The sequence below is a fragment of the Achromobacter sp. 77 genome, from assembly GCF_020541125.1.
GTDB classification, from domain to species: domain Bacteria; phylum Pseudomonadota; class Gammaproteobacteria; order Burkholderiales; family Burkholderiaceae_B; genus Achromobacter; species Achromobacter mucicolens.
In genome coordinates this window covers 575,838-598,037 of record NZ_CP059848.1, presented here as the reverse complement: position 1 = coordinate 598,037, position 22,200 = coordinate 575,838, and the positions used below count along the sequence as shown (strand labels likewise).

The window sequence follows — 22,200 nt, the reverse complement described above, 5'->3', positions numbered from 1 at the left end:
GCTGCGGACGGCGCGCCGTCCGCCTGACCCTGCCCCGGGGCCCTCGTCCCCGGTGGCGCGGCCACCGCGTCCTTCAAGACCACAGGATTTCCCATGCAGTCATTGCGCAGAAAATGGCAGTCCCTGCCACGCGGCGTGGTGGTGCTGATCACGGCGCTCGCCATCTACGTGCCGCTGTCGTTCATCATCATCCAGAGTTTTCTCTCGGCGCCCTTCTTTGCTCCGTCCAAGACCTGGAGTCTGGACGCCTTCCGCTTCATCTTCGCGGATCCCGATTTCTACAAGGCGCTACGCAGCGGCTTCATCCTCGCGTTCGGGCTGGCCGCCATCGCCATTCCGCTGGGCGGCATGCTGGCGTTCCTGATGATCCGCACCGACCTGCCGGGCCGCCGCTGGATCGAGCCCCTGATCCTGGTGCCGGTGTTCGTGTCGCCCATGGTGCTGGGCTTCGGCTACGTGGTCGCCGCCGGCCCCGTGGGCTTTTTCTCGACCTGGACGCAGAACATTTTGGGCTTCGTGCCCTGGAACGTCTATTCGCTGACCAGCATCGTCATCATCGCCGGCCTGACGCACGTGCCGCACGCCTACCTGTACATCTCGTCGGCGCTGCGCAGCATGGGGTCCGACGTGGAAGAGGCCGCGCGGGTGACCGGCGCCTCGCCGCTGCGGGTGATGGTGTCCGTCAGCCTGCCCATGGTGCGGCCGGCCATGCTGTACGCCACCGTGCTGCTCTTTTTCCTGGGCCTGGAAGTGTTCGGCCTGGTGCTGGTGCTGGGCGACCCGGAAGGCAACCTGGTGCTGGCCACCTACCTGTACAAGCTCACCAACAAGCTGGGCATCCCGTCCTATCACCTGATGGCCGCGGTGGCCGTGGTGCTGATCTGCATGACGATCCCGCTGGTGATGCTGCAACGCCGCCTGATGCGCACCGCCAACCGCTTCGTCACCGTCAAGGGCAAGGCCTCGCGCGCGCGGCCGCTGCCGCTGGGCAAGTGGCGCTGGGTCGCGGGCGGGGTCGTGGCGTTCTGGCTGTTCGTCACCATCATCGTGCCGCTGACGGGCGTGCTGCTGCGCGCGTTCGTGTCCAACTGGGGCCTGGGCGTGTCGCTCTTTGACGTGCTGTCGCTGGACGCCTTCCGTACCGTGTTCTCGCAGCCCAATCTGATGCGCGCCATCGTCAACTCGGTCGCCATCGGCGTCTTCGGCGGCGCGCTTGCGGTCATGTGCTACATGTTCGTGGGCCTGGCCATGCACCGCAAGCCGGACAACGTCACGCGCTTCATGGACTACAGCGTGCTGGTGCCGCGCGCCGTGCCGGGCCTGCTGGCCGGCCTGGCGTTCTTGTGGGTGTTCCTGTTCGTGCCGATGTGGCTGGACAACGCGCTGGACGTGGACGAAGGCGGCTGGCTGTCGGCCTTGCCCTTCGCCGAATGGCTGCGCGAGAACTTCGTCGAATGGCTGCGCGCCCTGCGCAGCACCATCTTCAGCGTGTGGCTTGCGTACACCGTCGTGTGGATGGCCTATGGCTTGCGGCTCATCTCCTCGACCCTGCTGCAGGTGGGGCCCGAGTTGGAAGAGGCCGCCCGCAGCGCCGGCGCGCGCCGCGGCCAGGTCACCCGCCACGTCACCGTGCCGCTGGCCAAGTACGGCCTGATCGGCTCGTGGCTGCTGATGTTCCTGATCTTCGAGCGCGAATACTCCACCGGCGTCTACCTGCTGTCGCCCGGCACCGAGACCATCGGCTCCATGCTGGTGTCGCTGTGGGCCTCGGGCGCCATCGACATCGTGGCCGCGCTTTCCTTCATCAATATCGTTCTGGTCGTGATCGGCCTGGGCATCGCCCTGCGATTCGGAGTCAAACTTCATGATTGAGCTTTCTGTAGAAGACCTGCACCTGGACTACGGCGACAACCCGGTGCTCAAGGGCGTGTCGATGCAGCTGCGCCAGGGCGAAGTGGTGTCCCTCCTGGGCCCCTCGGGCAGCGGCAAGACCACGTTGCTACGCGCTGTGGCCGGCCTGGAAGGCCCCAAGCGCGGCCGCATCACCATCGGCAACCGCGTCGTGTACGACGGCGCCGCCCGCCAGGAAATCCCGGCCGAAGAGCGCAACCTGGGACTGGTGTTCCAGTCGTATGCGCTGTGGCCGCACAAGACCGTGTTCGAGAACGTTGCCTATCCGCTCAAGCTGCGCAAGACGCCGGGCGCCGAGGTGCGCGAGCGCGTGCAGGCCGTGCTGGACCAGCTGGGCCTGGGCAAGCTTGGCCAGCGCCACCCGCACGCGCTATCCGGCGGCCAGCAGCAGCGCGTGGCCATCGGCCGGGCGCTGGTGTACAGCCCGCCCGTCATCCTGCTGGACGAACCCCTGTCCAACCTGGACGCCAAGCTGCGCGAGGAAGCGCGCGCCTTCCTGCGCGAACTCATCATCCGCCTGGGCCTGTCCGCACTGATGGTGACGCATGACCAGAGCGAGGCCATGGCGATCTCCGACCGCATCCTGCTGCTGAACAACGGCAAGATCGAGCAGCAGGGCACGCCGCAGGAAATGTACGGCGCACCGTCCACCCTGTTCACGGCCGAATTCATGGGCAGCAACAACCGGCTGGATGGCAAGGTCACCGAGCTGCGCGACGGGCAGGCCCGCATCGAGGGCCCCGGCTGGTCGCTGTGGGGCAAGGCCGGCGCGGACGTCGCGGCGGGCCAGGATGCCACCGCGGTCATCCGGGTCGAGCAGGTGCGCCTGGCCGACGACCCGGAGGGCAATCACGTCGACATGCCGCTGCTGACCAGCATGTATCTGGGCGACCGCTGGGAATACCTGTTCCGCACGCCGGACGCCGATCCGGCCCGCAGCCTCGCCCTGCGCGCCTACGGCCCGGAAGGCCGCGAGCCCGGCCCCTGCCGGCTTGCGCTGCCCGCCAGCAAGGTCTGGATCTTTCCCCGGCCGACCGCCTGATCCGGTCTAGACCGTCCGTCCGAGGGCTGTTACAGCCGTCGGACGGAGCGCACCGCGCCGCTGGACTCGCCTTACAATGCGCAGGTGCAACACGCAGATTCCCCCTCGATGCTGAGCCGTTACCTGTGGTGGCTGGGCCAACCCGCCCAGCACTACCTGCGTATCGGCATCGCGATATCGCTGTTGGTGCACGCCGGCGCGCTGGCGTGGCGGTTCAGCGCGCCCGCGCAGACGCGGCCGCCCGTGACCAGCCTGGAAGTCGTGCTGCTGAACGCCCGCAGCGAGACGCCGCCTGAAACGCCGCGCACCGTGGCGCAGAACCAGATGACCGGCGGCGGCAACGCCGACCGCGGCGTGTCCACCACCCCGCTCCCCCAGACCGGCAGCTCGGCCGAGACCATCGTGCTCGAAGCCATGCGCCAGCGCCAGGTCCAGCTCGAAGCTGAACAGGCCCGGCTGATGACCCAGTTGCAGTCGCCGCACAACGCCGGCCCCGAGCGCCAGGCGGTCAATCCGTGGCCCGATGGCGCCGATGTCGGCCAGGACGCCCAGGACCAGGCCAGCGTCATCCAGAACGCCCAGGTGGCGGCGCTGGCGGCGCGGGTCCAGCAATACAGCGCCGAACCGCGCAAACAGTTCATCGCGCCCTCCGCCGACGCGTCCCGCTACGCCGCGTATCTGGATGCCTGGCGCACCCGCATCGAGACGGTCGGTACCCAGCATTACCCCGACGAGGCCCGCGGCCGCATCTACGGATCGCTGCGCATCACGGTGTCGGTTCGCGCCGACGGCAGCATCGCCGAGGTCGAGATCGACCAGCCTTCGCCGCATGCGGTCCTGAACCAGGCGGCGCGCCGCATCGTCCAGCTGGCCGCGCCCTTCCCCCCCTTCCCCCCCGATATCGCCCGCGATACGGACGTGCTGGTCATCACCCGCACCTGGCATTTCGTCAACGACACTCTGGAAACACAGGCCCCATGACCGAGGCGATTCCTCAAGCCCGCTACGCCGTCATCGGCAATCCCATCGCGCATAGCCGCTCGCCTCAGATCCACGCCATGTTTTCGCAGCAGACCGGCAAGCCGTTGCGCTACGAGCGCCTGCTTGCCCCGGTGGATGGCTTTGCCGGCGCCGTCGCCGGATTCGTGGCCGATGGCGGGCTTGGCCTGAATGTCACCGTGCCGTTCAAGCTTGAGGCCTATGCCCTCGCGGCGGACCACCTGTCGGCCCGCGCGCGGCTGGCCGGCGCCGTCAACACCCTGTCGTGGCGCGATGGCGTCTGGCACGGCTGCAACACCGACGGCGTGGGCCTGGTCAACGACCTGCTGCGCCTGGGCGTGCGCCTGGCGGGCGCCAACGTGCTGCTGGTCGGCGCCGGCGGCGCGGCGCGCGGCGTCCTGCAGCCGCTGGCCGAGGCCGGCTGCGCCCGCATCCACATCGTGAACCGCACGGCCGCCCGCGCCGAGGAACTGGCCGCGGCCTGGCGCGCCAGCGGCGTGTCGCCGCAGACCCAAGTCACCGCCGGCGCCCTGGCGAGCGCCGCCCTGCCCGGCGGCTGGAATCTTGTCATCAACGCCACCGCCAGCGGGCTGCAGAATGCCGCCCCCGACCTGCCGCCGGGGCTGTACGCCGACGGCGGCGCCGCCTACGACATGATGTACGGCGCGCAGCCCACCGCCTTCATGCAGCAGGCCAAGGCCGACGGCGCCGCGCTGACCGCCGACGGGCTGGGCATGCTGGTCGGCCAGGCGGCCGAAAGCTTTTTCATCTGGCACGGCGTGCGCCCGGATGCGGCGCCCGTCCTGAGGGCGCTGCGCGAGGCGCTGGCCGCCGGTAGCTGAACGGCATGGCGACCCGAACTGGCCGCAGCGGCGGTCGAAACTGGTTCCGTATCACCACCGGCTTGCTGATGGCGCTGGTGTGCGCCGTCCTGTTGTACCAATTCTGGCTGTTCGCCCAGGTGGTCTGGTACAACTACCGCGACCCGGGCAGCAGCGCGATGATGCGCGAAGAGCTGTCGCGCCTGCGCAAGGAAGACCCGGGGATCGAGCTCAAGCACGAATGGGTGCCCTACGACAAGATCAACCGTTCACTCAAGCGCGCGGTGATCGCGTCCGAGGACGCGAATTTCACGGACCACGACGGGATCGAATGGGACGCCATCCGCAAGGCCTGGCAATACAACCAGAAACAGGAAGAGGCCGGGCGCACCAAGCGGCGCGGCGGCTCCACCATCACCCAGCAGCTGGCCAAGAATCTGTTCCTGTCCGGCTCGCGAAGTTACCTGCGCAAGGGCCAGGAACTGGTCCTGGCCTACATGATCGAACACGTCATGAGCAAGGAACGGATCCTTGAGCTCTATCTGAACGTCGCCGAGTGGGGCGTGGGCGTATTCGGCGCCCAGGCCGCCGCCAAGCATTATTTCAATACCACCGCCGCCAACCTGGGCAACGCCCAGTCCGCCCGGCTGGCGGCCATGCTGCCCAATCCGCGCTTCTACGACAGCCATCGCAAGTCCAATTACCTGAACTCCCGCGTCGGCATCCTGACGCGCCGGATGCAGCTGGTCGACATCCCCTGAAAGGGGAATGGGACGATTCGATCCTCCCGGCCGTCTTCGGGCTGCGGGATTTGTTAAGCTTTCACGTTTACGCGCTCCATTCCTTTTTCCTCCATGCGTACTGCACGTCGCTACCTGGCCCGCGAGGTCTATCGCTCTTGCGCAGTGGTCCTTCTGGCCCTGCTGGGCCTCTTCACGTTCTTCGCTTTGGTGGACGACCTGGACAACGTGGGCGACAAGTTCTCCATGATGGCCCTGCTGTACATGCAGGCGCTGGCGATCCCCACCCGTCTCTATGATCTTCTGCCCATCGGGCTCCTGATCGGCGCCATCCTGGCGCTGGCGGGCCTGGCCCAGCGCAACGAACTCGTCATCCTGCGGGTTTCCGGCGTCAGCGGCATGCGGCTTCTGCGGATGCTCTGGATCGTCACCATCCCGCTGATGATCGGCGCGGGCCTACTGTCCGAATACGTGACGCCCTGGGCCGAGGTCAAGACCGGCGAGGCCAACCTGATGTTCCGCGGCAAGGCCGGCGGCGATCGCTTGAAGAGCGGCTACTGGTTCAAGGAACCCACCGCCAACGGCGGCACCCGCATCATCAACATCGCCGAACTGAAGGGCGACGGCCAGGTGGCGGGCGTCACGCTCTACGAATTCAAGAAAGACCTGACGATGACGGCGCTGTCCACCGCCCCCACGGGCACGTTCGCGCGGGGCGACCTGGTGCTCAAGGACGTCTCCGAGACGCGCCTGGACGCCGAGGCCGCCGAGGCGCTGGCCAACGCCCGGCCGCCCAAGAATCCGCCCGCCACCGTCGTCAAGCTGCCCGAACGCTCCATCGACACCACCCTCAGCGCCGAACGCCTGCTGGCCCGCGTGCTGACCCCCGAACGCATGTCGATCGTCACGCTGCTCGACTACGTGGAATACCTGCGGGACAACCAGCTTCAATATGGCCGCCAGGTCGTCGCCCTGTGGCGCAAACTGGCCTATCCCTTCACCCTGATCGTGATGATCACCATCGCCGCCCCCATCGGCCTCATGCAGACCCGCCGCGGCGGCGTGGGCGCCAAGGTGTTTGTGGGCATCCTGCTGGGCGTGGCCTTCTTCATGCTGAACCAGCTTGCGCTGAACGTGGGTATGCTGGGCAAGTGGCCGCCCTGGCTTACCGCCCTGGGCCCGAATCTGGGCGCCATGGCGCTGGCGCTGGGCGCCATGAGCTACATGGAATACCGCCACACCATTACCCGTCTCATCCAGCAACGTTGGCCTTGGAGCAAGAGTCCCGCATGAACGGCAGTATCTGGATGATCGGCGACGTGCAGGGGTGCTGCTCGCCGCTGGATCGCTTGCTGTCCCACCCCGAACTCGTCGGCGACCCCAAGTCGCGCTTCTGGTTCGCTGGCGACCTGGTCAACCGTGGCCCGCAGTCGCTCGAAACCTTGCGCCGCATCATCGACCTGGGCGACCGCGCCACGGTGGTCCTGGGCAACCACGACCTGCACCTCCTGGCCGCGGCCGCGGGCGTACGCAAGCCGTCCAAGTCCGACACGCTGGAATCCATCCTGCGCGCGCCGGACGCCACGGACCTGCTCAACTGGCTGCGCTCCCGCCCGTTGGCGCACTTCGAACAGAACCACCTGCTGGTCCACGCAGGCACGCTGGCCAAGTGGGACGTCGCCAAGACGCTGGCCCTGGCCGGCGAAGTCCAGGACGCGCTGCGCGGCCCCAACTGGCAGAAGGCGCTTCAAAAGATGTACGGCAACGAGCCGGCCACCTGGAAGGAAGACCACAAGGGCGGCAAACGGATGCGGGTGATCATTAACGCGCTGACGCGGATCCGCCTGTGCACGCCCAACGGACACATGGAGTTCGCGACGAAGGTGACGCCGGGGGCTTGGCCGCCTGGGCTGGTGCCTTGGTTCGATGTGCCTAACCGGGCCACACGTAACGTGACAACGGTGTTCGGGCATTGGTCGACGCTGGGGTTGTTGCAGCGGCCGGATGTGATCTGCCTGGACACCGGATGCGTGTGGGGCGGGTCGTTGACGGCTTTGCGGTTGCAGGATCGGAAGGTCGTGCAGGTTAAGTGTTCTCAGTTTCAGGATCCGATGGCGGAGTGAGGGCTGGCGGGTGTTTTGGCGGGGTTCTTTCGTTCTTCTGTTCTTCTTAGGCCGTTCTCGGGTGGTTCTTCGTAGGTCGCGTACCGTCTTCGTCGGTCACACGACACGGCGGATCTTCGTCGGTCGCGTACCGTCTTCGTAGGTCGCCCGACACGGCGGATCTTCGTCGGTCGCGTACCGTCTTCGTAGGTCGCCCGACGCCGCGGTCACCGTGGGCACGATCGCCCACGATTGCGGTCCGGAGCCTTCGCTCCGGACTGCCCCGTCGTCATCTTCGTCCGCCTTCGGCTCCCTTCAGATTCCCTCGGGCGCATCGACGGCGCTCGCACCCACGGTGCCCGCGACGCCGTGCTGCCAGGGTCTTTGGCATGTGGCGCTGTAAGACCTGTGGTCAGGGAAGGGGATCTGCGGGGCCGCCGAATTGCTGCCGCCCGGGCGGCGGCAATCGGCATCGGGCCGGTTGGACGTCGTGGCGGTGTGCGCTTCGCGCTGGCGGTGGCTGGTTTGCTAATGGCCGCCGTCACGATGGGGAGTGGGCGGTGATGGGCGGCGCGGCGACGGGTCGCCACAGCTTGCCGATCTGTTCGCGCCGCCCATCGGGCACTTGAGTTCAAGTGACGATTAGCGGCGACTGGTGCCGTTATCGCGCGGCGCTGATCTCTGTCGCAAAGGTGTCTCGCGCGGGTGCTGACCACTCTCGCAAAGGTGTCTGACACCCCTGAAACGCTCCTTCAAGATTGAAGGCTGTCTATACGGGTGTCCGACACCTGGTGAGACGCACGCACCTACTCGCGAAGCGTCATCAACACGCCGCAAGACGCCGCGTAAGTCTCCGGAGGCCGCCCGCGCGGCCGAACGGAGACGGGCAACGCAAGATGCTTCTAGCCAGAAAGTCTCTGCGCAAAAATGCCAAGCACACCGACCGCCCCGCCGCCCATCAGATTTCTATTGCCAGAGTCCGGTGCGGTGGCGGCCCGGGGTGCGCGGGGCGTCGATAAGCCCGAGGGAATCTGAAGGGAGCCGAAGGCGGACGAAGATGACGAAGGGGGGGGCCGCCTAGGCAAGTCCGGAGCGAAGGCTCCGGACCGCAATCGTGGCCCCGCGCGCCCCGGGCCGCCGCCGTGCCGGACGCCTCAAGAACTCAACCCGACAACCAAAGAGACCAACCTCCAGCCCCAAATCACTCGAGGCCCTTCAAAAGACGCCCCTCCGACTCGAGCGATTGCCTAAAGCCTCTGACGTCCTAACCGCTGGCGCCCCAACCCAAGCCCGCTCTCACCGGCAACCTCAAAGCACCCGCAAAATCGCCTCTCTAGCCTGATGCGACAGTTCCAATCGCGTCGGCAGCGACCCATCCGGATGCCGCGCCGCCAGCGGGGGCAGGAAAACCACCTCGACTGCCAATCCTGTAACGCCCAGCACGCGCCAGAGGTTCGCCACCAGCGACTCCTCGCCCACGAAGGCCGCGTAGCCGCTGCGTTTGCCGTGCTGCATGAAGCGCAGCGCCACGGGTTGGATTTCCACCGCGGCTGCGCGAGCCGGTTCGAACAGGCTGGCGTGGAAATGGAGCAGTTCAAAGCCTTCGCTCGTGGTGCCTTCGGGAAACAGGCCGACCGCGTCGCCCTGTTTGAAGCGGTCCTGCATCGACTCGCCCATCGCGTGGACCGCGTGGCGTTGGCCGCGTTCGATGAAGAGCGTGCCGGCGCCGGCGACCAGCCAGCCGATCACCGGCCAGGAGCGGATCTCGCTCTTGGCCACGAATGACGTCGCTCGCGCCGAGTTCAGTACGAAGATGTCGATCCAGGACACGTGGTTCGCCACCAGCAGCACCGGGCCTTCCAGGCGCGGCTCGCCTTTAAGGATCACCTGCAGGCCACAGGCTGCCATCAGCCAGCGCGACCAGCGGCGGTTCAGCCGCGCGCGGGCGGCGGGGCGCATCAGGGGGAAGGCCAGGCCCACGCAAAGCAGGCCGAAAATGATCAGGGGCAGGACAAGGCTCAGCCGTAGGACAAAGCGCAGCAGCTTCAAACTGGAGTCTCCCAGGCCGGTTGGCCACCAACCATGGTGGCTCGTACTCGACCGGGCAGCATCATACCTGCGAAAGGTGTATGGACGCCGCGGCTTTGCAGCGCCGCGGGCATCACCATCCATTCCGCGTCCAGGTCCGCCAGACACAGGTCCGCCGGCGCATCCACGCCCAGATGGCCGCACGGGCCGAGCTGCGGGGCGACGGCAGCAAGCACCGCGGCCGGGCCGGACGTCACGCGCGCCAGGGCGTCGCCGATGGGACGGCGGCTGTCGCGCGCCCATTTCAATGCCAGCGACAAGAGCAGTTCGAGCCCCGTCGCGCCCGGCGTGGACGCCGCGAACGGTTCTGCCTTGCCCCGGGCGTCAACCGGCGTGTGATCCGAGCACAGCGCGTCGATCACGCCGTCAGCCAGCGCCGACTGGATCGCGTCGCGGTCGCGCTGGCCCCGCAGCGGCGGCGTCAGATGGTGATTCGTGTCGAAGAAGCCGATGTCCACGTCGGTCAGCAGCAGACTGTTCACCGACACGTCTGCCGTGACCGGCAAGCCTTCGCGGCGGGCCTTGCGCAACAGGTCGATACCGGCGGCGCTCGACAGGCGCGCCAGGTGAATCCGCGCGCCCGTTGCGCGCTGCAATTCGAAGATCGTATGCAGCGCCACGGTTTCCGCCTGGGCGGGCATCCCTTCCAGGCCCAGACGCTCCGCATACGGACCGCTTGCCACCGATGTGCCGCGCGCCAGCCACGGATCCTGCGCTCGCAACCACAAGGTCTGGCCCAGTCCGCTTGCGTATCGCATCGCCCCCCAAAGCACACGCGTGTCGGCCATGATGGACTCGCCTTGCGAAAAGGCCATGCAGCCCGCGCGCGCCAGCAGCGCCATTTCCGTCAATGTTTCACCCGCCAGACCCACGGTCATCGCGCCCAGCGGGTGGACGGCGCACTGCCCGGCCTGCGCGTGACGCATCAGCGCCTCGACCTTCGTGGGCTCATCCAGCGGGCTTTCCGCGTCCGGCGGCAGCACCAGGCGTGTCACGCCACCGGCCAGCGCCGCGCGCAACTCGGCGGGCGCGAATCCGGTGTGGCCCGCCTGCGCGACGCGCGCGGACAGGTCGATCAGCCCCGGCAGCACCGCCAGACCATTGGCATCGATGCGGCGGTCCGCCTGAAATCCGTCCGGCGCCGCGCCGACCGCAATGATGCGGCCCGATGCGATGTAGAGATCGTGCTGACCGTCCACGCCATTTGCGGGATCGATCAACCGGCCATTGGCAATGTGCAGTCTCATGGCGCCGCTCCTGCCAGCACGCGCAACACTGCCGTGCGCAGCGGTTGTTCAAGCGCCGCGACACCCGCCTCGGTGGGTTCAAGGCCGGCGGCGATGTCGCCGTCAACCTCCACGCCAGGCACCAGCCCGCCGGCAGGCAACAGCAGCACGTCCGGCTTGGCGGCCGCCAGCGCCGCGGCCGTCAGGCCATGCGTATGGGCGTACTCGCGCGCCGACGGAAGCTGCGCGCCGCTGAGGTCTTCGACATTCAAGGGAAACACGATCACCACGTCGGCGTCGCTCAGGCCTTCGAAAAGGGTCGCGCAGGCGCGCACGCCCAGTTGCGCAAGACCGTCGGGCAGCAGCGTGCGCGGCGCGGCGGCACGTACCTCGGGCACGCCCAGCGTCGTCAGTAGATGGATGATCGAACGCGCCACGCGCGAATGGCGGATGTCGCCGACCAGCGTGACGACAAGGCTTGTGAGATCGGGCTTGGCATCGCCGATGGCCTGCATCAGCGCCAGCGCCGGCACGGGATCGGCATGCCGGCCGTCGCCCGCGTTCAGGACGCGCAGGCCCGGCGCGGCATGGGCGGCAGCGCAATGCGCCGCGCCGCTTTGGGGATGACGCAGAACCAGCACGCCCGGCGCAAGGCCCGCCACGGTTTCGGCCAGCGCCTGCCCGGCTCGCGCGTCCAGCGGCACCGGCAGCATGGACAGGCTGGCCGCGGCCACGGCGTAGGCTTCGCGGTCGGCGGCATCCGTGTCGGACAGGCAAAGAAACACCGGCATTTCCGGCGCGGCGGATGGCGGTGCATCGCCGGCGGCCGCGTGTCCGCGCGCCATCTCGAGCAGCCGCTCGACGTGACGTCGGGGCAACCCTTCCGTGGTCAGCAGATGCGCGAGTTCGCCGCGGCGATCGAGTTGCGGATTGAGCATGGGCAAGACAAGCCGCGGCCGTCAGGCCGCGGGCAAGGCGTCAAGGTAGCGTTGCAGGATAACAGCCGCGGCCATTGCGTCGTCCGCGGCATGCGTGCCGAGCAGGCGCTGGGCCTCCATGCTGGAGCCGCGTTCGTCGACCAGTTCGACGGCGATGCCGAAACGGCCGTGCAACTGGTTGGCAAAGCGCCGGCAGCGCGCCGTGGCAGGTTGTTCGCCGCCCTCGGCGTCCAGCGCCAGTCCGACGACAACGCGGTGCGGCTGCCATTCCTGCAAGAGCGCCGCGATGCGGCCAAAGCGCGCGTCGCGGACTTCGCTGAAGATGATTTCAAGCGGACGCGCCTGGCGCGTCAACGTATTGCCGATGGCAATGCCGATCTTCTTTTCGCCGAAATCGAAGGCAAGCAGGGTTTCTTCAGGCATGTCCAGCGTCGCCGGCCAGCATCACGGGATCGATGCCCAGCAGCTTGAGCGCGGCGGGATAGCGTTCCTCGGGCGGCACGTCGAAGATGATGTGCGCGTCTGCGCCCACGCTCAACCAGGCATTCTGGCCCATCTCGCTTTCCAGCTGGCCCGCGCCCCAACCCGCGTAGCCCAGCGTCACAAGCATGCGCGCGGGGCCGTTGCCGTCGGCCACGGCCTGCAGCACGTCGCGCGACGTGGTCAGCGCCATGTCGCCCAGCTTGATGCTGGAACTGTAATCGCCAGCCGGCGCGTGCAGCACGAAGCCGCGATCGGTCTGGACCGGCCCGCCAAAAAAGACGAACGTGTCCTTGACCGGTCCGATCTCGAGCGTCAGGTCGATGCGCTCGAACAGCGTGCCCAGCGTCAGGTCGGTGGGGCGGTTGATGACCAGCCCCAGCGCGCCGCGGTCCGTGTGTTCGCACACGTAGATGACGGAACCCGCCAAGCTGCCCTCGACCATGCCCGGCATGGCGATCAGGAACTGGTTGGCGAAGTTGGCCGCCTGCGCCGCAGCGCTTTCGGTATGTTTTTCCGTCATGGCAACCCCTTCATGGGTAGTCTGTGAAAACCGTTCGGAGTGACTGCGCAGACGCAAACATCATGCCTGGCGGCCCTGCGGCGGTTACTAGGGATGGGGTATGCCCCATCTTACGAGCCTTGGCGGAATATGTGGGCGTGACGGCTTCAGATTTCCATCAGTTCGAAGTCTTCTTTGCGGGCGCCGCATTCGGGACAGACCCAGTTGGGCGGCACGTCTTCCCAGCGGGTGCCGGGAGCGATGCCTTCGTCGGGCAGGCCGGCCTCTTCGTCATAGACCCAGCCGCAAATCAAACACATCCAAGTACGCATAGTTCTCTCTTACATCAATTCCCCACCGGTATCCCCGCAGTGGGGCAAAGGTGAGGGGCTTCCATTAGAATGGGGACAATCTTACCGAAACCCAATAGGGGTTCCCCTGATTCATGCCAAATGAGCCGGGGCGCCCTCAATCAAGCGTTGTCACGTGGCCTCCGTAACTCCCCCTCTCGTTTTGGTCTTCGGCCCGTTCGATCCCTCCGGCTCGGACGGGTTGCCCGCGGACGCCGTCACCTGCGCCCGCCTGGGCTGTCATGGCCTGGCGGCCGTGACCGCGCTGACCGTGCAGGACACCGCCGGCATCGAAGAAATCCACCCCGTTTCGCCCGACCTGCTGGACGATCAGGCGCGTTGCCTGCTCGAAGACATGCCGGTGCAGGCCATCAAGGTGGGCGGACTATACACCGCGGAAACGGCCAGCGTGGCGGCGCAGGTTGCCGCCGACTATAGCCAGGTGCCGCTCGTTCTGCACCTGGGCCAGCGCGCGCAGGTGCCCGCAAGCGCCGCCGACGAGGACGAAGCCGACGACCTCCTGGCCGCGACGCTGGAACTGGTGCTGCCTCAGACGGACCTGCTGGTCATTGAACACCTGCGCCTTGCGCAGTGGCACGCCGACGGCGATATCGATATCGGGGACGCACCCACGCCCATGCACGCCCTGGTGGCGGCCGGCGCGGCGTGGGTCCTGGTGCTGGGCAGCCCCCAGCGTCCCGGTCACTTCGCCAACGTGCTGCTCGGCCCCGGCGGTCAGACGCACACCTGGCCCTGGCAGGCGCCGCCCGACCGCAACGGCGACGCCGGCGGCGTGGCTGCCACCGCCATCACCGCCATGCTGGCGCAGGGCCTGGAAATGCCCGAGGCCGTGCGCCAGGGCCTGGTCCACGCGGACGCGGCCGTGGCCGCCAGCTTCCTGCCGGGCATGGGCCGGCGCATTCCCAACCGGATCCTGCCCCAATGAAATCCTTGCGCTTCCCCACCGGCCTGTATGGCGTGACGCCTGAATGGGACGACACCGAGCGCCTCCTGCAGGCCGTGCGCGATGCGGCCGCGGGCGGCATGCGCTCGCTGCAGTTGCGCCGCAAGAACGTGCCGGACGCAGTGCGCGCGGCGCAGGCCCGCGCCCTGGCGCCGCTGTGCCGTGAACTGGGCGTGGTGTTCCTCATCAATGACGACTGGCGGCTTGCGCTGGATGTCGGCGCCGACGGCGCCCACGTGGGCCGCGACGACGAATGCCTGGCACACATCCGCCGCGAGGCCGGCCCCGACCTGATCCTTGGCGGCTCCAGCTACGATGACCTGACGCGGGCACGTGAATTGCTCGACGCCGGCGCCGACTACATCGCCTTCGGCGCCATGTTCGCCTCCACGGTCAAACCCGACACGGTGCGCGCGCCGCTGTCCGTCCTGACCGAGGCCCGCCGCCTGGCCGATGAACGCGATGCGCCCCGTCCCGCAGTGGTGGCCATCGGCGGCATCACCCCCGCCAACGCCCCGCTCGTGGCGCAGGCCGGGGCCGACGCCATCGCCGTCATCACAAGCCTGTTCGAGGCGCCCAGCATCCGGGCCGCGGCCGTGGCCTGCTCGGCGCCCTATTCCGCCAACTTCAACCGCAAGTCTTGATACCCATGTCCAGTAACGCTCAGCTTTTCGACCGCGCCTGCCGCAGCATCCCCGGCGGCGTCAACTCGCCGGTGCGCGCCTTCCGCTCCGTGGGCGGCACGCCGCGCTTCATCAAGCGTGCGCAGGGTCCGTACGTGTGGGACGCGGAAGACAAGCAGTACATCGATTACGTGGGCTCCTGGGGCCCGGCCATCCTGGGCCACTCGCACCCGGAAGTGGTGCGCGCGGTGCAGGAAGCCGCCGTCAACGGCCTGTCGTTCGGCGCGCCGACCGAAGCGGAAATCGAACTGGCCGAGGTGCTGATCTCGCGCCTGCCGTCGCTGGAACAGGTGCGCCTGGTCAGCTCGGGCACCGAAGCCACCATGACGGCCATCCGCCTGGCGCGCGGCGCCACCGGCCGCGCCAAGATCGTCAAGTTCGAAGGCTGCTATCACGGCCATTCGGACAGCCTGCTGGTCAAGGCAGGTTCGGGGCTGCTGACCTTCGGCAATCCCAGCTCGGCAGGCGTGCCGCCTGAGTTCGTCTCGCACACGCTGACCCTGGAATACAACAACCTGGACGCCGTGCGCGAAGCCTTCGCGCAGCACGGCGCCGACATCGCCTGCATCATCGTGGAGCCGGTCGCCGGCAACATGAACCTCATCAAGCCGGCGCCCGGCTTCCTGGAAGGTCTGCGCGAGGTCTGCACGCAACACGGCGCGCTGTTGATCTTCGACGAAGTCATGACGGGCTTTCGCGTGGGTCCGCAAGGCGTGCAGGGCCTGACCGGCGTCAAGCCCGACATCACCACGCTGGCCAAGGTGATCGGCGGCGGCATGCCGGTGGGCGCCTTCGGCGGCAGCGCTGAAGTCATGAAGCACATCGCGCCGCTGGGCGGCGTCTACCAGGCCGGCACGCTGTCGGGCAACCCGGTGGCCGTGGCCGCGGGTCTGGCCACGCTGCGCCTGATCGGCGCCCCGGGCTTCTACGAAAACCTGTCGGCCCAGACCGCCAAGCTGGCGCAGGGCCTGCAAGAACGCGCGCGCAAGGCCGGCCTGCCGTTCTCGGCGGATTCGGTGGGCGGCATGTTCGGCATCTATTTCAGCGACAGCATCCCGGCCTCGTTCGCGCAGGTCTCCGCATGCGACACGGCGGCATTCAACCGCTTCTTCCATGCCATGCTGGACCACGGCGTGCATTTTGCGCCGTCCGCCTTCGAAGCGGGCTTCGTGTCGGCCACCCACGACGACGCCGTGATCCAGGCCACGCTGGATATCGCGGAAAAGGTTTACGCGGGGCTGTAAGCGTCTGCGGAGCGGGTCTGCCGCCCGCTCCCTTCAAGGCGCCTTGTACTGCTCGTACAGGGCCGTCACATTCTTCACATAAGCCTGGGTTTCCGCGTAGGGCGGCACGGCGTCGTACTTGCGCACGGCGCCCTCGCCCGCGTTGTACGCGGCCAGCGCCAGATCCAGGCGGCCCGGATACCGGTCGATCAGCCGGCGCAAATGGCGCGATCCGGCCTGCACGTTGGTCGCCGGATCCACCAGCGCGCGTTCCACGTCGTCCACCGACAGCAACGGCGCGGCCGTCGCCGGCATCAACTGCATCAGTCCCAGTGCGCCCTTGGGCGAGCGGGCATCGCTGCGAAACCCTGATTCGATAGCAATGACCGCAGTCAGCAACGCCTGGTCGACGCCGGAATCCAGCGCGGCGCGGGCGATCAGGTTGTCGTGCTTGGTCGTGGGCTTGACCGTGCTCCAGCGCAAGGGCGGTTCGGCCGCGGCCCGGGTCACCCGGCGCGCGCCGTCCCCGGCCTCGGGCTCACAGGTCAGGCACAGGGCTTCGACGCTGCCGCGTCCCGCCGTCCGTGCCTGCGCCCGCTTGTAGTATTTACCGGTGCCGGTGGGCACTTTCATCGTGCGCCACACCCCGAACGGGTCCTTGTAGCGGTAGGTGTCGGCGGCCTGGACCGGCGCTGCGGCCGCCAGCGCCAGAGCACCCGTCGCCAGCGCCGCCATCCCGCCGGCGCGCGCCAGGATGGCGCGCGTGGCCGAAAGAATGGAAGTGGGCGGTTGGGACATGGGACGGGGCTCCGGCGGCGTCCTGAGACGCGTTGGCGAGCCCTAATGCTGCTTGCACCATCCCGGTCCTGTCTTTCCTGCCGATGATCTACATCGCGGCAAGCCGCTGGTTTCCCAGGGAAAATCGGGGACAAGACTAGGCCGTGCGGACGATAAATTTTGCGTGTTACAGGCCGGTAAAGATCGTCCTTGCAATGAATATGACGTAATATTTCGTTCAATTACCAAATGATTGAACCGGCCGTTCGTGCCGGAACCGGAGAGAGGGTGAAATGGGCGCAGAAAACATGCTCCAGCTGGTGCTGGATGCCGACACCAACGTCCTGACGGCGGTCTACACGCCGCCACCCCGTCCGGAACCCACCGAGGCCGCACTCGCGCCCGCCGCGGCGCCCGCCCCTCAAGAAGGCGGCGAACAGCCCGACGACCAGGACACCAGCGTCGCCCTCGCCGATGCAGCCGACGCCCCGCTCATCAACACGGACCTGCCGACCTGGGACGCCCTGGTCGCCGCCGCTGCCGCGCAGGGATGGGGCGCCGAGGCGCTCGACAACCACGCCATCCTCGCCTTCATCGACCTGTGCCGCACGGCCGCCGAACCCGTGCAGAGCCCCGTCGGCCAGGTGGTTGACGGCAGCTTCGACATCGAACTGAACGCAACCCGCATGGCGGCAACCCTGACGCTGCATCCGCCCAAGGGCGGCAAGCCCGTCACGCTGGAAGCGGTCCGCCAGACGCTGGCCGACCAGGGCATCGTGCACGGCGTGCTGGACAGCGCGCTGGCCGAAGCCGTGGCACTGGGGCGCGCCGAGACCATCCTGGCCGCGCAAGGCACGCCGCCCACGCGCGGCACCCCCACCCGCTTCGAGAGCCTGCTCGACCGCCTGAAGCCGCGCGCCGAAGACATCGACGAACTGGCCCAGGTGGATTACCGGGACCTGGGCAGCCTCTTGCTCGTGTCGCCGGGCACGCCGCTCATGCGCCGCATTCCGCCGCTGCCCGGTGTTGACGGCACCAACGTGCTCGGCGAGCCGGTGATGCCCGAAGAGCTGCCCGACACGCCGTTCTCCAAGGAGTTGTCCGGCGTCGAAGTCGATCCCGAGAATCCCCTGTTGCTGCGCGCGGCCATCGCCGGCACGCCGACAATCATCACCCATGGCGTGCAGGTCAATCCGATGGTGGAGGTGGACGCCGTCAACCTGTCCACCGGCAACATCAACTTCGAAGGCTCCCTGCAAGTGCGCGGCGACATTGCCGCCACGATGGAAGTGCGCGTCACCGGCGACGTGGTCGTCAACGGCACCATCGAGGCCGCGCTGGTCGAGGCCGGCGGCAGCGTCACCGTCAAGGGCGGCATCATCGGCATGGCCGAAACCGTGCACGACGCCACGGCCGCGGCGCGCACCGCGCACATCGTCTGCGGCGGCACGCTGCGCGCCAAATTCATCGAGAACGCCGTCATCAGCGCGGGCCAGGACATCGACGTCGAGCGCGAGATCCGTCAATGCAGCATTGCCGCCGGCGGCAGCGTGAACGTCGGCCCGCCCAACACGCAGCAAAGCGCCATCACGGGCGGCGAGACCCGCGCCCTGCTGGCGGTGCGCGCCGGCACCATCGGCTCGCCGGCAGGCATTCCGACGCTGGTGCAGGCCGGCCTGGATCCGCACGCCGACATCAAGCGTTCGGCGCTCACGCGCAAGCGCCTGAAGATGAACGAGGAAAAGGCCAAGCTGGAGCAGCTGCTGATGTTCCTGCAGGCCAATCCGCAACGGGCCTCGGGCGACGTGGTCGAGCGCGCGCGCAACACGCACACCAAGCTCATCGGCGATCTGGCCGGCCTGGAGACCGAAGAAGCCCAGCTGGCGCGCGACCTGCTGCCCCAACAGAACGCCACCATCGCGGCCACGCGCCGCTTCTGTAGCGGCACGAAGATCCAGCTGGGCAACAAGATGCAGGAGTTCCTGGAAGACCAGGTGGGCGGCAAGGCCGGCCTGGAAGAAGGCGAGATCGTTATTCGCTAGGCGCCGTCGTCCGGCATCAGTTCCTTGAACCACACGCGCGGCGAGATGCCGCGGTCGGGGCCCAGGACCGAGAAGCCGCCGTCCACCGGAATGTCGACGCCGGTCATCCACGATGCCGCGTCCGAACACGCAAAGCACACCGCCGCGGCGATCTCTTCGCCGGAGCCCACGCGGCCCAGCGGGTGAAAATGCGCGCCCACCGCATCGGCAGCCTGGCGGGATCCGCCCGACAATTGTTCGACCGACGGCGACCACGTCCAGGCCGGCGACACCGCCAGCACGCGCACGCCCGACGGCGCCAGTTCCACCGCGAAATTCTTGGTGATCTGCAGCAGCGCGGCCTTGGACGCCGGATACAGCGCCCGCCCGGCCGCACCGAATTTTCCGCCCGTGCTGCCCAGGTTCACCACCACGCCGCCGCGCGGCAGATGCGCCGCCGCCATCTGCGTGAAGATGGCTGCCGACACCAGATTCGTGTCCAGCGTGCGATGCCACTCCTCGCGGGTCGACGCCAGCCCGCGGTCCGCATACTGGCAGGCATTGTTGACCAGGAAATCCAGCCGGCCAAAGCGCGCCAGCGCGGCATCGATGCACGCCTTGATCTGCGCGTCCTGTCCGATGTCGGTTTCGCAGAACAGCGCGCGTTCGCCCAGCGCATGCGCCAGCGCCTGGCCCGCGTCGGCATTGCGGCCGACCAGCACGACGTTGGCGCCCGCCGCGGCAAAGCCGCGCGCGATGTCCGCGCCCAGCCCCTGAGTGCTGCCGGTGACGATGGCGGTCTTGCCCGCCAGGCCCGGGAAACCTGAAAAGTCCATGTGTGTTCCTTGTCAGTTGGGCGCGGCGGCCCAGCGCACCGCGTCCGCCACCGGCGCCGTCTGCGCGATCAGCCGCATGCTGGCCAGCGACGCCGCGTGCACCGCCGGGTCGGCCGACGCGCAGGCATCTTCGGCCACCATGACCGAAAAGCCGATATCGGCGGCATGACGCACCGTGCCTTCCACCACCGAATGCGTCGCCACGCCGGCCACCACCAGCCGGCGCGCGCCCAGCAGCCGCAGGGTTTCCTCCAGCGGCGTGCCATAGAACGCGCTGATGCGCGTGTGCTTGACGACGAATTCGCGCGTGCTGCCCGCCAGCGGCTGCAGCCCGTCATAGAACGCGCTGCCCCACTGCCCTTCCGGCACCGCCCCGATCCTGGCCACGTTGCGGAAGATATCGCAGTTTGGCAGCAGGTCCGCGTAGTCGGGCCGGAACGCGATGCGCACGTGCACGATCGGCAGCGCATGCGAGCGCGCGCCTTCCAGCAAGGCGGCGGCGTTGTCCAGCAGGCGCTGGCGCGCCCCGCTGTCGGCATCCAGCCCGACGCGGATCTTGCCATCCGCATGCAGCACATCGTTCTGATAGTGCAGCGCCAGCACCGCCACGTCCACGCTCATCACACGAACACCTCGAACGCATCATGCGCATCGTCGCAATTGACGAGGTCCACGCGTTTCATGCGGATGCGCCAGCCGTCGCCCTCGGCGGCCAGCTTGTGGGTGTAGCGGCCTGCCAGCTGCCGCGGCTGGCGCTTGCGCCATTCGGTCATCTGAAAGACCGAATGCACGACCAGGTTGCCGCCGGCATCCACCCCCTCGACCTGCACGCCGCCCACCAGCCGCACGCTGCGCGTGGGCGGCTGCTGGGACCAGTTGCGCGGATGTTCCAGGCGCCGGATGCGCACATCGCGCAGCATGCGGTCTTCCCAGAACAGCGAGATGTAGTCGTACGGGCTTTCCTGGCCCGGCTTGCGCGGCATCCAGTACATGCCGTCTTCGGTCCACAGCGCCTGCCAGTCGTCATAGCGCCGCTCGTCCAGCAGCCGCGCCTCGCGGTACAGGAACTGGGCGATGCGGTGATAGGCATCGGCGGGCACGTCGGCGGGCGCAAGGTTCGCGGTGCCGACATCGAAATCCAGATCTAGCAGCATGCGCCGTCTCCCTTGGCCGCGGCAGCCGCGCCATTGCCTGCGCCGGCCTCCATGTAGGCTTTCCACGCGCGGAACTGGTTGCGCATGGGCAATTCGCTGGTGCCGTTCACGGACACCATGCCGTCGGCGTCGACGCGGTCGGTGCCGTGATAGCGGTGCATGCTGACCCAGTCGCCGCCCCGCGTCGCGTTGCCTTCCTGGCAGCGGTTGTAAAGCTCGATGTCGTCCGGCATGACGTTGGACGACGGCGAATTGATCACGTTGGCATACAGCATCGCGCGCTTGAACACGCCCTCCGGCGCGCCCTTGCAGCGGAACGTCTGGATCTCGATCAGCGTGCGGTCCACGGCCACCGGCCGGATCACGCGGAACTGCTGGAACACCGTGTGAGGCGAGCCGCTGCCGTAGATCACCGTGTTGTGGCGGTTCATGCCCAGGATCTCGCGGGCGCGCTGTTCGCCATAGGCGGCGGTCAGCGACTCGAAGTGCGCGCGCGACACGGGATCGCGCTCGGCCGCGCCCGGATTGAAGATGCCCTCCATGTAGCCGTGGCCGTTGTCGTAGGCGCGCAGCTCCAGCTTTTCCCAGAACTCGTAGGGCTCGCCGTTGCCGTCCATGATGTGCAGTTCCAGCGGCATCTCGCCGATTTCCTTGGCCTCGTCGCGCGCCGCCGCATACGACGATTCATGCGTGACCCGCGCGTGCATCGTGTCGTGCAGGTTCTCGTAGAAGACCTTCCAGTTCGACCGCTGCATCACGCGGAAGACGCCGCCTGCCACTTCCACTTCGCCCACGGGCGAACGGTCGCACAGGTTGTCGATCGACGAGCGCACGCCCCCCAGGAAGTCCACCAGCGCCTGCCCCTCGGCCGCCTGGCTGGCGAACACGAAGCCGCGGTAGCTCTCCACCCGTGGCAGGCGCCGCATCGAGAACGACGGATCCGCCGGGTCGTACGAGGTGCCTTCCAGGCCCTGCTTGAGCGGCACGCCCAGATGGCTGCCGTCCAGCTTGAACGTCCAGGCGTGATACGGACAGCGGAAGAACTTGCCGGCACAGCCTTCGCCGTCGGCCACCACCTTCGCGCCCTTGTGCGGGCAGCGGTTGTACAGCACATGCACGCGGCCGTCGGCGGCGCGCACCATCAGCACGTCCTGATCGCCCAGCCGCGTGGTGTGATAGTCGCCTGTCTTGGGCACCTGACTTTCGTGGCCCACGTAAATCCAGGCACGGCCGTAGATGCGCTGCATCTCCAGATCGAAGATGGCCGGATCCGTATACAGGTCCCGATGCACGCTGTCGCCGCGCACCAGGGCCGCAAGTTGTTCGTCGGTATAAGGCATGTC

22 protein-coding genes are annotated in these 22,200 nt (G+C 67.8%); 11 read left to right on the top strand and 11 right to left on the bottom strand.

Annotation, left to right across the window (positions count from 1 at the left end; genetic code table 11):
* Positions 1-93 precede the first annotated feature (93 nt).
* The 7 genes from H4P35_RS02680 to H4P35_RS02650 all read left to right on the top strand — a co-directional run bounded on the left by H4P35_RS02680 (position 94) and on the right by H4P35_RS02650 (position 7,636).
* Positions 94-1,872: an iron ABC transporter permease gene (locus H4P35_RS02680; protein ID WP_056327797.1), complete on the top strand. Its 1,779-nt coding sequence runs from the start codon at positions 94-96 to the stop codon at positions 1,870-1,872.
* Entirely contained in the window at positions 1,865-2,953 is a 1,089-nt protein-coding gene (locus H4P35_RS02675; RefSeq protein ID WP_175157470.1) for an ABC transporter ATP-binding protein, read from the top strand. The genes H4P35_RS02680 and H4P35_RS02675 overlap by 8 nt, the downstream gene beginning before the upstream one ends.
* A gap of 108 nt (positions 2,954-3,061) precedes the next feature.
* Positions 3,062-3,934, top strand: coding sequence for a TonB family protein (locus H4P35_RS02670; RefSeq protein WP_056327795.1), 873 nt, complete (start codon positions 3,062-3,064; stop codon positions 3,932-3,934).
* The gene (gene aroE, locus H4P35_RS02665) at positions 3,931-4,794 is read left to right on the top strand and encodes a shikimate dehydrogenase (RefSeq protein WP_226847981.1); all 864 of its coding nucleotides are present in this window, start codon (positions 3,931-3,933) and stop codon (positions 4,792-4,794) included. The genes H4P35_RS02670 and aroE overlap by 4 nt, the downstream gene beginning before the upstream one ends.
* Positions 4,795-4,799: 5 nt before the next feature.
* Positions 4,800-5,534 (top strand): monofunctional biosynthetic peptidoglycan transglycosylase, encoded by a 735-nt coding sequence (mtgA, locus tag H4P35_RS02660; protein ID WP_175157468.1) that lies wholly within the window; start codon positions 4,800-4,802, stop codon positions 5,532-5,534.
* 93 nt (positions 5,535-5,627) lie between these two features.
* On the top strand, positions 5,628-6,806 hold the full coding sequence (gene lptG, locus H4P35_RS02655; protein WP_226847979.1) for an LPS export ABC transporter permease LptG: 1,179 nt from the start codon (positions 5,628-5,630) through the stop codon (positions 6,804-6,806).
* Positions 6,803-7,636, top strand: coding sequence for a symmetrical bis(5'-nucleosyl)-tetraphosphatase (locus H4P35_RS02650; RefSeq protein WP_062841565.1), 834 nt, complete (start codon positions 6,803-6,805; stop codon positions 7,634-7,636). The genes lptG and H4P35_RS02650 overlap by 4 nt, the downstream gene beginning before the upstream one ends.
* 1,287 nt (positions 7,637-8,923) lie before the next feature.
* Here the strand turns inward: H4P35_RS02650 and H4P35_RS02645 are convergent.
* From H4P35_RS02645 to H4P35_RS02620, 6 genes are all read right to left on the bottom strand, one after another.
* The gene (locus H4P35_RS02645) at positions 8,924-9,664 is read right to left on the bottom strand and encodes a 1-acyl-sn-glycerol-3-phosphate acyltransferase (protein WP_226847977.1); all 741 of its coding nucleotides are present in this window, start codon (positions 9,662-9,664) and stop codon (positions 8,924-8,926) included.
* Positions 9,661-10,950 (bottom strand): dihydroorotase, encoded by a 1,290-nt coding sequence (locus tag H4P35_RS02640; RefSeq protein ID WP_226847970.1) that lies wholly within the window; start codon positions 10,948-10,950, stop codon positions 9,661-9,663. The genes H4P35_RS02645 and H4P35_RS02640 overlap by 4 nt, the downstream gene beginning before the upstream one ends.
* On the bottom strand, positions 10,947-11,867 hold the full coding sequence (locus H4P35_RS02635; RefSeq protein ID WP_226847968.1) for an aspartate carbamoyltransferase: 921 nt from the start codon (positions 11,865-11,867) through the stop codon (positions 10,947-10,949). The genes H4P35_RS02640 and H4P35_RS02635 overlap by 4 nt, the downstream gene beginning before the upstream one ends.
* A 21-nt stretch (positions 11,868-11,888) precedes the next feature.
* Complete coding sequence (ruvX, locus tag H4P35_RS02630; RefSeq protein ID WP_056327418.1) at positions 11,889-12,290, bottom strand: Holliday junction resolvase RuvX; 402 nt, start codon at positions 12,288-12,290, stop codon at positions 11,889-11,891.
* Complete coding sequence (locus H4P35_RS02625) at positions 12,283-12,870, bottom strand: YqgE/AlgH family protein (RefSeq protein ID WP_056327419.1); 588 nt, start codon at positions 12,868-12,870, stop codon at positions 12,283-12,285. The genes ruvX and H4P35_RS02625 overlap by 8 nt, the downstream gene beginning before the upstream one ends.
* A 146-nt stretch (positions 12,871-13,016) precedes the next feature.
* On the bottom strand, positions 13,017-13,181 hold the full coding sequence (locus tag H4P35_RS02620; RefSeq protein WP_003814980.1) for a rubredoxin: 165 nt from the start codon (positions 13,179-13,181) through the stop codon (positions 13,017-13,019).
* A gap of 154 nt (positions 13,182-13,335) precedes the next feature.
* On the opposite strand from H4P35_RS02620, the gene H4P35_RS02615 reads away from it, so the two are divergent.
* From H4P35_RS02615 to hemL, 3 genes are read left to right on the top strand one after another with little or no spacing between them, the layout of a single operon-like run.
* A complete protein-coding gene (locus H4P35_RS02615; RefSeq protein WP_174245394.1) occupies positions 13,336-14,145 on the top strand; it encodes a hydroxymethylpyrimidine/phosphomethylpyrimidine kinase in 810 nt (269 codons plus the stop codon).
* A complete protein-coding gene (thiE, locus tag H4P35_RS02610) occupies positions 14,142-14,807 on the top strand; it encodes a thiamine phosphate synthase (RefSeq protein WP_226847966.1) in 666 nt (221 codons plus the stop codon). The genes H4P35_RS02615 and thiE overlap by 4 nt, the downstream gene beginning before the upstream one ends.
* A 5-nt stretch (positions 14,808-14,812) precedes the next feature.
* Complete coding sequence (gene hemL, locus H4P35_RS02605) at positions 14,813-16,090, top strand: glutamate-1-semialdehyde 2,1-aminomutase (RefSeq protein ID WP_226847964.1); 1,278 nt, start codon at positions 14,813-14,815, stop codon at positions 16,088-16,090.
* 33 nt (positions 16,091-16,123) lie between these two features.
* Here hemL and H4P35_RS02600 read toward each other — a convergent pair whose 3' ends face one another.
* Positions 16,124-16,867 carry a lytic transglycosylase domain-containing protein gene (locus H4P35_RS02600; protein WP_056327427.1) on the bottom strand — a complete coding sequence of 248 codons (744 nt, stop codon included), beginning with the start codon at positions 16,865-16,867 and terminating at the stop codon, positions 16,124-16,126.
* Between the two features lie 272 nt (positions 16,868-17,139).
* Here H4P35_RS02600 and H4P35_RS02595 point away from each other — a divergent pair, with 272 nt between their 5' ends.
* Complete coding sequence (locus H4P35_RS02595) at positions 17,140-18,888, top strand: DUF342 domain-containing protein (RefSeq protein ID WP_226847962.1); 1,749 nt, start codon at positions 17,140-17,142, stop codon at positions 18,886-18,888.
* Here the strand turns inward: H4P35_RS02595 and H4P35_RS02590 are convergent.
* The 4 genes from H4P35_RS02590 to H4P35_RS02575 are packed head-to-tail and all read right to left on the bottom strand — an operon-like array spanning position 18,885 to position 22,197.
* Positions 18,885-19,703 (bottom strand): SDR family oxidoreductase, encoded by an 819-nt coding sequence (locus H4P35_RS02590; protein WP_226847961.1) that lies wholly within the window; start codon positions 19,701-19,703, stop codon positions 18,885-18,887. The two genes, H4P35_RS02595 and H4P35_RS02590, sit on opposite strands and share 4 nt — an antisense overlap.
* A gap of 12 nt (positions 19,704-19,715) precedes the next feature.
* Positions 19,716-20,324: a cysteine hydrolase family protein gene (locus H4P35_RS02585; RefSeq protein ID WP_226847959.1), complete on the bottom strand. Its 609-nt coding sequence runs from the start codon at positions 20,322-20,324 to the stop codon at positions 19,716-19,718.
* Entirely contained in the window at positions 20,324-20,857 is a 534-nt protein-coding gene (locus tag H4P35_RS02580) for an aromatic-ring-hydroxylating dioxygenase subunit beta (RefSeq protein WP_062841610.1), read from the bottom strand. The genes H4P35_RS02585 and H4P35_RS02580 overlap by 1 nt, the downstream gene beginning before the upstream one ends.
* Positions 20,848-22,197 carry an aromatic ring-hydroxylating dioxygenase subunit alpha gene (locus tag H4P35_RS02575; protein ID WP_128829870.1) on the bottom strand — a complete coding sequence of 450 codons (1,350 nt, stop codon included), beginning with the start codon at positions 22,195-22,197 and terminating at the stop codon, positions 20,848-20,850. The genes H4P35_RS02580 and H4P35_RS02575 overlap by 10 nt, the downstream gene beginning before the upstream one ends.
* Positions 22,198-22,200: the final 3 nt, after the last annotated feature.